10 protein-coding genes are annotated in these 9,853 nt (G+C 58.7%); 5 read left to right on the top strand and 5 right to left on the bottom strand.

Features of this window, described 5'->3' with window-relative positions; genetic code table 11:
• The 3 genes from AC1DWZ_RS07590 to AC1DWZ_RS07580 form a co-directional block, all read right to left on the bottom strand.
• Positions 1-713, bottom strand: a 713-nt coding sequence (locus AC1DWZ_RS07590; protein ID WP_477168267.1) for a hypothetical protein, incomplete at its 3' end; no start/stop codon positions are given.
• A gap of 604 nt (positions 714-1,317) precedes the next feature.
• The gene (locus AC1DWZ_RS07585) at positions 1,318-1,563 is read right to left on the bottom strand and encodes a hypothetical protein (RefSeq protein WP_477168266.1); all 246 of its coding nucleotides are present in this window, start codon (positions 1,561-1,563) and stop codon (positions 1,318-1,320) included.
• A gap of 73 nt (positions 1,564-1,636) precedes the next feature.
• The gene (locus AC1DWZ_RS07580) at positions 1,637-1,840 is read right to left on the bottom strand and encodes a cold-shock protein (RefSeq protein ID WP_298688231.1); all 204 of its coding nucleotides are present in this window, start codon (positions 1,838-1,840) and stop codon (positions 1,637-1,639) included.
• Between the two features lie 222 nt (positions 1,841-2,062).
• Between AC1DWZ_RS07580 and greB the strand changes: the two genes are divergently transcribed.
• A complete protein-coding gene (greB, locus tag AC1DWZ_RS07575; protein WP_477168265.1) occupies positions 2,063-2,626 on the top strand; it encodes a transcription elongation factor GreB in 564 nt (187 codons plus the stop codon).
• Here the strand turns inward: greB and AC1DWZ_RS07570 are convergent, their stop codons facing one another.
• The gene (locus AC1DWZ_RS07570; RefSeq protein WP_477168264.1) at positions 2,627-3,400 is read right to left on the bottom strand and encodes an SDR family NAD(P)-dependent oxidoreductase; all 774 of its coding nucleotides are present in this window, start codon (positions 3,398-3,400) and stop codon (positions 2,627-2,629) included.
• A gap of 39 nt (positions 3,401-3,439) precedes the next feature.
• Positions 3,440-4,198 carry a FadR/GntR family transcriptional regulator gene (locus tag AC1DWZ_RS07565; protein ID WP_477168263.1) on the bottom strand — a complete coding sequence of 253 codons (759 nt, stop codon included), beginning with the start codon at positions 4,196-4,198 and terminating at the stop codon, positions 3,440-3,442.
• Between the two features lie 595 nt (positions 4,199-4,793).
• On the opposite strand from AC1DWZ_RS07565, the gene chvE reads away from it, so the two are divergent.
• From chvE to araD1, 4 genes are all read left to right on the top strand, one after another.
• Positions 4,794-5,861, top strand: a complete 1,068-nt coding sequence (chvE, locus tag AC1DWZ_RS07560) for a multiple monosaccharide ABC transporter substrate-binding protein (protein ID WP_477168262.1) — start codon at positions 4,794-4,796, stop codon at positions 5,859-5,861.
• Between the two features lie 207 nt (positions 5,862-6,068).
• On the top strand, positions 6,069-7,613 hold the full coding sequence (gene mmsA / locus AC1DWZ_RS07555; RefSeq protein ID WP_477168261.1) for a multiple monosaccharide ABC transporter ATP-binding protein: 1,545 nt from the start codon (positions 6,069-6,071) through the stop codon (positions 7,611-7,613).
• A 1-nt stretch (position 7,614) separates the two neighbouring features.
• Positions 7,615-8,841 (top strand): multiple monosaccharide ABC transporter permease, encoded by a 1,227-nt coding sequence (gene mmsB / locus AC1DWZ_RS07550; RefSeq protein ID WP_477168260.1) that lies wholly within the window; start codon positions 7,615-7,617, stop codon positions 8,839-8,841.
• Positions 8,842-8,852: 11 nt separating this feature from the next.
• Positions 8,853-9,851: an AraD1 family protein gene (gene araD1, locus AC1DWZ_RS07545; protein WP_477168259.1), complete on the top strand. Its 999-nt coding sequence runs from the start codon at positions 8,853-8,855 to the stop codon at positions 9,849-9,851.
• Positions 9,852-9,853: the final 2 nt, after the last annotated feature.

Raw genomic sequence — 9,853 nt, 5'->3', positions numbered from 1 at the left:
ATACCGGGCACATCGTTCAGCCCATCAAGCACATGCGACGGGAAATCCTCGATCTCCTTGGCCGCCTGGTCATTGCCACGGCCACCCGTCAGATCGTCCTCGTTAACCGCGTTCGGCTTCGTGATGCTGATGACCACCGGCGAGGTGTCGATCTCGTCATTCTCGATCAGCTCGGGGAATTCGCGCAGGATTTCGACATAATTGAGGTTGGTCGCCTGGAGGCCGCCGACGGCGTTCAAGCCACCGATGCCGGCATTGGGATCAAACGGGCTGAACACGCCGCCATTATTGTCGACACCCGCCCCCTGATCACCGGCGCCGGGACCGGCTGCCGTCTGGATGTCGAGATTGGGATCGGTCGAAGCAAGGACTGCGGCCACGTCGACGGGCCTCGCGTCATTGCCGATAATGGTGATTTCGCCCTGACCGGTTGCTTCGGCATAGCCGAGGAGGATGACGGTCACGTCACCGACCTTCACCGCGAGGTTGCCATTGTCGCCAAGACGGGCCACCAGGCCATCGGTCGGGAATGGCAATTCGACGGTTTCACCAGGTGTTACCTGGACCCGGACCACATTGGCGCCCTGCGGCACCTGGATCGGTGTGGGGGCATTGCCCGACTGCGTCACATTTACCTGCTCGACGTCGCCCTCATGGACGACGGAGCCGGCGTTGGCGGTCTCAGACTGGACGTTGGTGGTGTCGGTGGCCATGGAACGCTCCCCCAAGAATGACCAGACGGCCGGTATCGGCCAAATCTGTTGCGTGCCGTATTTGCGCCTATTGCGGGCTTGTCAGGATTGCACGCTCTCACCCAAATGCTGCCGGATAGTGGGGCCAACTTAGAATGGAGTCTCGGCAAGTTTTTCTTGGTTTTTGATCAAATAGTGTGAGCTTTTTACTATTTTCCTCAAAACAGGGAATAATCACAGTGCTGTTAATTATTTAGAGGGAAATAGAGGCGGGTCGACGGGGTTAATCAACGCGACATAGTGTAAGTTTTTATTGCTTTTATGAGGGCTCGCCACACGCCCCAGCAGGAAACTAAGCGCAGAGTATAGTATATAATTCCTATATCTTTGACTGCATCGGGCTCTGGCGCGCGATCTGTCACCGCCTATTTTTAGGGCATACACCTATTAGGTATTCCCAGAGCGCGGCGGCTGAGAAAGTGAGCGGTGCGAAGAACTTCGAGGCATGCACCGGATATGGCTGCAGCCTGTCGGGCGGCGCGCTTATGGCAACAAATCGTCTTGAGAGAAGAGGTCGGCCTGAAGAGAGGCAGTCGGACCGGTTGGACCGGAGGACGCAGGCAGGCTAGTCTGCCACTTTCGCCCGGGCGCGGGCCTTCTTGACCGGCGGGGCTGCGGCGAGCTCGGCACGTTCGGCAGCTTCCTTGGCGAGGCGCAAGGCCTTGAGGCGGGAGGTTTTTTCGGCAACGACGGCGTCGGCCTTGGCGCGTTCCTTGATCAAATCAAGCTCGCGCTGACGGTTCTTGTCGAACAGTTCTTTGGCTTTGCGCTGCGATTCTTCGGCTTGCTTCGAGACCGGTTTCAGCATCATTGCAATCCTTGATCAGTTCAGCACGAGGGTAGACAGAGTTAACAGGGCGGCATCAGCCGCCCTGCGTTACCCTTTAGGCCAGCTTCAGATTGCAGGCAGAGCTCTTGCCGCGATCCTGTTCGACGTCGAAGCTGAGGCTCTGGCCCTCGTTCAACGAACCGATGCCAGCGCGCTCGACCGCAGAAATGTGCACAAACACATCGTTGCTGCCGTCTTCCGGCTGGATGAAACCGAAGCCCTTTTGGGCGTTGAACCACTTAACTTTTCCGATGGACATAGAATACCTTTAGAAAGAAACATTGCCGCCGGGCGAAGCGCACGGCGGTCCTGAACGGGAGAACGGATGAAACCGGGTAAAGCTCTCGTGAGAGCGGTAATCGGAGCGAGCCGAAATCTAGTTTAGTGAGAGTTATATGGGGCCAATGGCGCCAAATTGCAACATAATCACGAAATATTGGGCGAAAATCGCTCGTTTTGCGCGTGATAATGGAACTTTGCGATGAATGCAAACGATCTGGTCTTCAGTGCCGATGATGCGGATGAAGACGAGCAACAGGCGGTCCCGGCCGGCGCCAAGAATTACATCACCCCTGCTGGCCTCGCACGCCTGCAGGCGGAGCGGCGCCAGCTCTGGCGCGTCGACCGGCCGGAAGTGGTGCGCGTGGTCGAATGGGCCGCCGGCAATGGCGACCGGTCGGAGAATGGCGACTACATCTATGGCAAGCGGCGCCTCAGAGAAATCGACCGGCGCCTCCGGTTTCTGGACAAGCGCATCGCCGCCGCAGAAGCGGTCGATCCCACGCAACAGACCAGGCGCGACCGCGTCTATTTTGGCGCCACTGTTACCTACGCCCGGATTGACAAGGATGGCGAAGATGACAGCGAGGTCACTGTCACGATCGTCGGCATCGACGAGATCGACAGCGAAAAGAACCATGTCAGCTGGATCTCGCCCATCGCCCGCGCGCTGTTGAAGGCGGGGGTCGGCGACACAGTCATCCTGCGTACGCCGACCGGCCCGGAATCCCTGGAAGTGATTGCGATCAACTATCCAGCAGGCTGATCAGACCCAGCCGCCATCGACGGTGAACTCTTGCGCCGAGCACATCTTGGAATCGTCGGAGGCGAGGAACAGCACCATGCGCGCGAGATCCACCGGCATGACGCGGCCGGCCAGAACTTGCTGACGCTCAATCTCCTTCTCGCTTTCGGCATCGACCCACAGGCTCAGCTGCCGCTCAGTCATGACCCAGCCGGGCACCACCGTATTGACGCGAATATTGTCCTTGCCGACATCCCGCGCCATGCCGCGCGTCAGACCGTGGGTTGCCGCCTTCGATGTGGTGTAGGCCGGCATGCCGCCTTGTTTGGCCTTCCAGCTCATCGAGCCGGTATTGATGATGGAACCAGCCTTCTTCTTGATCATACCCGGCAGCACCGCCTGCATGCAGAAGAAGTATTGCTTGATGTTGATGGCGGTACGTTCGTCCCAGTATTCCGGCGTAACGTCCTCCCATTTGTGGCGCTGGTCGTGCGCGGCGTTATTGACCAGCACGTCGATATCGCCGAGCTGTGCCGCAATATCCTTGACCGTCTGCCGCAGGGCATTGGTATCGGTGAGATCACATTTGATGAACAGCGGCTTGCGACCGTATTGCGCCTGCAAATTATCGATCAGCTTGTTGCTGCTTTCCACATTGACGTCGACGAAGGCGACCTTGGCTCCCTGATCGACGAAGGATTCGACGATCGCGGCGCCGATGCCGCTGCCACCGCCGGTAACGAAGATCACCTTGTCCTTGAGCGAGGGATAGCGACCGAATGACGAAAGATCCATAAAAGCACCTTGAAAGAGATTGTCGTGGGTAGACGTGGATTAGGCCCTGGCGACACGGCCACGTTTCTGGGCGGAATTGGTAACCTGCTCCACGACCCGCCCGGTGTCGCGCAACAAATGACGAACCGCCAGCCGCGCGGCATTGGGCTTGCGCCCGCGGATGGCCAATAGAATACGTTCATGCCCTGGCAATGTGCGGCCGATATCACCGCGATGGCTGGCCGTGTAGTTGAACATATTGCCGAGCGCCGATTCAATCACCAGACCCAGTGGTACCAGCAATTCATTGCCGGCGGCGAGCAGGATCGCCTGGTGGAACAGCACATCGGCATTGTTCCAGGCGATGAGGGTTTTTGCCTCAGCCATGGCCGCGAAAGCGCCCTCGATTTCCGCCATCTGTTCGTCGGTGCGGTGGGCAGCGGCAAGCGCCGCCGTCTCGGGTTCCAGGATCTCGCGCACCTGCTGCATCTGAATGAGGAAGTGGATGGGATTTGCTGCAGCGCAATACCAAGCCAGGACATCACGGTCGAGCAGGTTCCATTGGGCCCGCGGCTGCACGCGCGACCCGATTTTCGGACGCGACAGGATGAGGCCCTTGGCCATCAGCATCTTGATGGCCTCGCGCACCGCCGTCCGGCTGACCCCGAAGGAGGCGCACCATTCGGCCTCATTGGGCAGCAATGTGCCCGGCGCAAATTCCCCGTTGAGGATGCGCGCCCCGATATCCTGCGCCACGCTGCGGTGCAAGGAACCGCGCACCGGTTGCAGCGGCGCGGCGGGCGCCTTTTTCGGTTTCATTAATTTAGCCGCCTTCTCCCAGAATTTTTTGAGTTCCTGCGACCAGCGAAGAAACCCTTATAGATCGCACCTTCTCAGCGTGTGCGAGTCCATCGACAATTATTTCGTCCCGTTACCGCACCTGTCATACACAGACACAATTACGACCACAATGGCCTACCGGCTATTTATCATACAAACGAGCGTTGCCGTCGATTATTTTGTATGATAAAAGCCGAAATTCAAGAATGCTACCGCATCGCTCAAAAGATATCGGGACCAAAAGATATCGGATGCACATATCCTCTGGGAGGAGCAGACGAGATGACGCTGGCAGGCGGCGCGCCCCTTGGGTCGGCAAGATGGGGGTTCGCAAGATGCAAGGCCCCGACCGGGCCGGCACGCCACCCGATCCAGCCGTCAGCACGTTCCTTCCCTGGAAGATCACTGTATTGTGTGGCGGCAGTACCCTGGCCCGGCGCTAAGATCGGGTTCTCGGGTGCCGCAGTCGCATGATGGTCGGAAGACTTGAGGAAACGCACCAACTGGGACGCACTGGTGGTGTTCGTGCAGAAAAGACGATGAGTTCGACCAACAACCAAGTGGGAGGAATAACGTGAAATCACTCAAGACATTTTTCGCTGCAGCGGTGCTGGGCCTGTTTGCCCTCACTTCGACAGCGATGGCGGAAGACAAGGGCCTGATCGGCATTTCCATGCCCACCAAATCATCCGCCCGCTGGATCGCCGATGGCGACAACATGGTGAAGGTGTTCACCGAAAAGGGCTACAGCACCGATCTGCAATACGCCGATGACGATATCCCCAACCAGCTCGCCCAGATCGAGAACATGGTTACCAAGGGCGTCAAGGTGCTGGTGATCGCCGCGATCGACGGGACCACGCTGTCGGCCGTGCTGCAGCAGGCCCACGATGCGGGCATCAAGGTCATCGCTTATGACCGTTTGATCCGTGATTCCGCCAATGTCGACTACTACGCCACCTTCGACAACTTCCAGGTCGGCGTTCTCCAGGCCGGCACGATTGAAACGGCCTTGGGCCTGAAGGACGGCAAGGGTCCGTTCAACATCGAGCTGTTCGGCGGTTCGCCCGACGACAACAACGCCTTCTTCTTCTATGACGGCGCCATGTCGGTTTTCCAGCCCTACATCGACAGCGGCAAGCTGGTGGTGCAGAGCGGCCAGCTGGGCATGGACAAGGTCGGTACCCTGCGCTGGGACGGCGCCGTGGCCCAGGCCCGCATGGACAACCTCTTGAGCGCCTATTACACCGACAAGCGTGTCGATGCAGTCCTGTCGCCCTATGACGGTCTTTCCATCGGTATCCTGTCGTCGCTCAAGGGTGTGGGCTATGGCAGCGGCGACATGAAGATGCCGTATGTCTCTGGTCAGGATGCGGAAGTTCCCTCGGTGAAGTCGATCCTCGCCGGCGAACAGTATTCGACCATCTTCAAAGACACCCGCGAACTGGCCAAAGTGACGGCCGACATGGTTGACGCCATGGCGAGCGGCAAAGAGCCGGAAGTCAACGACACCAAGACCTACAACAACGGTGTCAAGGTCGTGCCGGCCTATCTGCTGAAGCCGGTTGCGGTAGACGCCACCAATTGGGAGAACATCCTGATTGGCAGCGGCTACTACACCAAGGACCAAGTGGCCCAGTAATTAGGCCCGACTTCGGGGGAGCCCCGCGCCTGACCGCGCGGGGCTCCTTCCATATTTCGGCTTTTGGCTCAGGTTTGGCACTTCAGGTTCAACCAGATCAGGTTTAACGGGGCCGACCAGCGGTTTTGGGCCGGCTTTTTTTATTTCCCCGGATTGCCACTTTCCTGCAATCTATAGGTCTTTCCGGGGCAAGCTCGAGGACGGGTCATGGATACCATTCTGGCGATGCCCATTCTGGAAATGCGGGGGATTACCAAGACCTTTCCAGGGGTAAACGCGCTCGACAACGTCAACCTGTCGGTGCGCGAGGGAGAAATCCACGCCATCGTCGGCGAAAACGGCGCCGGCAAATCGACGCTAATGAAGGTGCTCTCCGGCGTCTATCCGCACGGCACCTATACCGGCGAGATCCACTATAAAGGCGAAGAGCGCCGCTTCCGCGACATTTCCGACAGCGAAAAGCTCGGCATCATCATCATTCACCAGGAACTGGCCCTGGTCCCGTTGCTCTCGATCGCCGAGAACATCTTCCTCGGCAATGAGCCGGCCAAGAACGGCGTCATCAATTGGGCCGAATCCTTCGCGCGCACCAAGGCGCTGCTGGCTAAGGTCGGCCTCAAGGAATCGCCCAGCGCGCTCATCACCAATCTCGGTGTTGGCAAGCAGCAGCTGGTGGAAATTGCCAAGGCGCTCTCGAAGGAAGTAAAACTGCTGATCCTCGATGAGCCGACCGCCAGCCTCAACGAAAGCGACAGCGACGCACTCCTGGCGCTCCTCAAGGAATTCCGTGCTCAGGGTATTTCCTCGATCCTCATTTCACATAAGCTCAACGAGATCCTGAAGGTTGCGGATTCGATCACGATCCTGCGCGACGGGGCCACGGTCGATACGCTCGATTGCCAGAAGGAGCAGATCAGCGAAGACCGGATCATCCAGAACATGGTCGGCCGAGAACTGACCGACCGTTACCCGAAGCGGACACCCAATGTCGGCGAGCCGATCTTCGAGGTGAAGAACTGGCATGTCTTCGATGCCATTCATGCGGACAAGGAAAAGATCCGCGGTGTCGATCTTCATGTCCGCCGCGGCGAAGTGGTCGGCATTGCCGGCCTGATGGGTGCCGGGCGCACCGAGCTTGCCATGAGCATCTTTGGCCGCTCTTATGGCCAGAACATCAGCGGCGAAGTGCTGATGCACGGCAAATCCGTCGACGTCAGCACGATCCAGAAAGCGATGGCCAACGGCATCGCCTATGTCACCGAGGACCGCAAGAATTACGGCCTGGTTCTGATCGACGACATCAAACACAATGTGACGCTGGCCAATCTGCCGGGCGTTTCCAAGAATTCCGTGATCGACGATGGGCGCGAGCTGGCGGTTGCCAGCAAGTTTCGCAAGGATCTCAATATCCGCTGTTCCAGCGTGTTCCAGCAGACGGTCAACCTCTCTGGCGGCAATCAGCAGAAAGTCGTGCTCAGCAAATGGCTGTTCACCGGGCCAGAGATCCTCATTCTCGACGAACCGACGCGGGGCATCGATGTCGGCGCCAAATATGAAATCTACACGATCATCAACGCCTTGGCGGAATCCGGCAAAGGCGTCATCGTCATCTCCTCGGAGATGCCGGAACTACTCGGCATCTCCGACCGGATCTACGTCATGAATGAAGGCCGCTTCGTCGGCGAGATGCCGGCCAAGGAAGCGTCACAGGAAAAGATCATGCGTGCAATTATGAAGTCATGGGAAGATTGAGATGACACAACAGACCGCAGCCATCGAAGACCACGGCAGCCACAGCAGCGTCTCGCGTTTCATCAAGAGCAACATCCGTGAATACGGCATGCTGCTGTCCTTGATCGTGATCATGGTGTTCTTCCAGATCATGACCGGCGGCACGCTGTTCAAGCCACTCAACCTCACCAATCTTATTCTGCAGAACAGCTACATCGTCATCATGGCGCTGGGCATGCTGCTGATCATCGTCGCCGGCCATATCGATCTCTCGGTAGGATCGGTGGTGGGTTTCGTAGGCGCCGTCGCTGCGGTGATGATGGTGCAGTACCATATCCATTTTATCCCAGCGACGATCATCTGCCTCGCCTTGGGTGCCGCCATTGGCGCCGGGCAAGGCTATTTCATCGCCTATTTCAAGATACCGGCCTTCATCGTGACCCTGGCTGGCATGCTGGTCTTCAAGGGTCTGGCACTCTACATTTTGCATGGCCAGTCGGTAGGGCCGTTCCCGCAAGACTTCCAGATGCTGAGCTCAGGCTTTTTGGCCAACCCGCTACCCGCCATCATCTTCACCGTTGGTGCTGCGACCGTCACGCTGCAGACTGTCTCGTTGTTGATCGGCCTGGTGGTGACGGCATTGGTCATCTACTTCAATTTCAAGGACCGGCAGAACCAGCAGAAGCACAGCACGGCGGAAGAGCCGTTCCCCTTCTTCATCGGCCGCAATCTGCTGATCGCCGCTGGCTTCATCCTGTTCTCCTATCTGTTGGCCAGCTATCGCGGCCTGCCGAACGTGCTCATCGTCATGTTCGCGCTGATCACGCTTTACGCCTTCATCACCTCCAGCACGACCATCGGCCGGCGCATCTATGCGCTGGGCGGAAATGAGAAAGCGGCGCGTCTTTCCGGTATCCGGACCGAGCGGCTGACGTTTTACACCTTTATGAATATGGGTCTGCTCGCCGGTCTCGCCGGCCTCATCTTCGCCGCCCGCCTCAATACGGCGACGCCGAAGGCCGGCCTTGGCTTCGAACTCGACGTCATCGCCGCGGTGTTTATCGGCGGCGCCTCGGCTTCGGGCGGCGTCGGCAAGGTGATCGGCGCCGTCATCGGTGCCTTCATCATGGGCGTCATGAACAACGGCATGTCGATCCTCGGCATCGGCATCGATCTGCAGCAGGTGATCAAAGGCCTGGTTTTGCTCGCTGCCGTTTGCATCGATGTCTATTACAAAAAGAAATCCTGAGGATCCGGTTCATGCGTCTTATCCAGTTTACCAAGAACGGCCAACGCGGCGTTGCGCGCGTCGAGAACGGCAAGGCGATCACCGTGCCGGGTGCCGCCAGTGTCATCGACATCGCGCAATCGGCCCTGGTCGGCAATATCAAGAGCCTTGCCAAGGACATCACCGCCCGCGGCGATGGCGAAGCGCTGGATTACGCTGCCTTGTTGGCCAGTGACAGCGTGCTGACGCCGATCGATCATCCGGATCCGGCGCATTGCCTTGTCACCGGCACCGGCCTCACTCATCTCGGATCCGCCGACACACGCGACAAGATGCACCAGAAAGTCGCCGGCGATATCGAAACGCTGACCGATTCCATGAAGATGTTCAAAATGGGTCTTGAGGGCGGCAAGCCGAAAGACAGCCAACCCGGCGTGCAGCCGGAATGGTTCTACAAAGGCGATGGCTCGTCCGTAGTGCGCCCCGGTGCGGCACTTGATCTGCCCGCCTTTGCGCTTGACGGCGGCGAAGAGCCGGAAGTGGCCGGCATCTATCTGGTCGCCCCCGACGGCCAGCCCTGGCGACTTGGCTATGCGATCGGCAATGAATATTCCGACCATGTGATGGAACGGCAGAACTATCTCTACCTCGCCCATTCGAAGCTGCGCGCCTGCGCCATCGGACCCGAGCTGCTGGTGGGCGATTTGCCGGAGAGCGTCGAGGGCGAAAGCCGTATCTGGCGCAATGGCAGCCTGCTGTGGAAGAAGGCCTTCGTCAGCGGCGAGCGCAACATGTCGCATACGCTCAGCAACCTCGAATATCATCATTTCAAATACCGCCAGTTCCGCCGGCCGGGCGATCTCCACATCCATTTCTTCGGCACAGCGACCTTGAGTGTCGGCGACGGCATCCAGACTCAGCCTGGCGACGTGTTCGAGATCGAGGCCCCGGCCTTCGGCGCCGCCTTGCGCAACCCGCTCGGTGCCAAGGCCAATGACGATTTCCTGCTGGGCGGCGTTGGCACGCTCTGACG

The sequence above is a fragment of the Dongia sp. P2_B8 genome, assembly GCF_056404715.1.
This window is presented reverse-complemented; position numbering and strand designations above follow the sequence as displayed.

What these genes read in the sequence shown, in the direction of transcription:
- AC1DWZ_RS07585 (WP_477168266.1), bottom strand. Translation starts at nt 1,563, where the DNA reads ATGATGCTGAAACCGGTCTCGAAGCAAGCCGAAGAATCGCAGCGCAAA.
- AC1DWZ_RS07580 (WP_298688231.1), bottom strand. Translation starts at nt 1,840, where the DNA reads ATGTCCATCGGAAAAGTTAAGTGGTTCAACGCCCAAAAGGGCTTCGGT.
- greB (WP_477168265.1), top strand. Translation starts at nt 2,063, where the DNA reads ATGAATGCAAACGATCTGGTCTTCAGTGCCGATGATGCGGATGAAGAC.
- AC1DWZ_RS07570 (WP_477168264.1), bottom strand. Translation starts at nt 3,400, where the DNA reads ATGGATCTTTCGTCATTCGGTCGCTATCCCTCGCTCAAGGACAAGGTG.
- AC1DWZ_RS07565 (WP_477168263.1), bottom strand. Translation starts at nt 4,198, where the DNA reads ATGAAACCGAAAAAGGCGCCCGCCGCGCCGCTGCAACCGGTGCGCGGT.
- mmsA (WP_477168261.1), top strand. Translation starts at nt 6,069, where the DNA reads ATGGATACCATTCTGGCGATGCCCATTCTGGAAATGCGGGGGATTACC.
- mmsB (WP_477168260.1), top strand. Translation starts at nt 7,615, where the DNA reads ATGACACAACAGACCGCAGCCATCGAAGACCACGGCAGCCACAGCAGC.
- araD1 (WP_477168259.1), top strand. Translation starts at nt 8,853, where the DNA reads ATGCGTCTTATCCAGTTTACCAAGAACGGCCAACGCGGCGTTGCGCGC.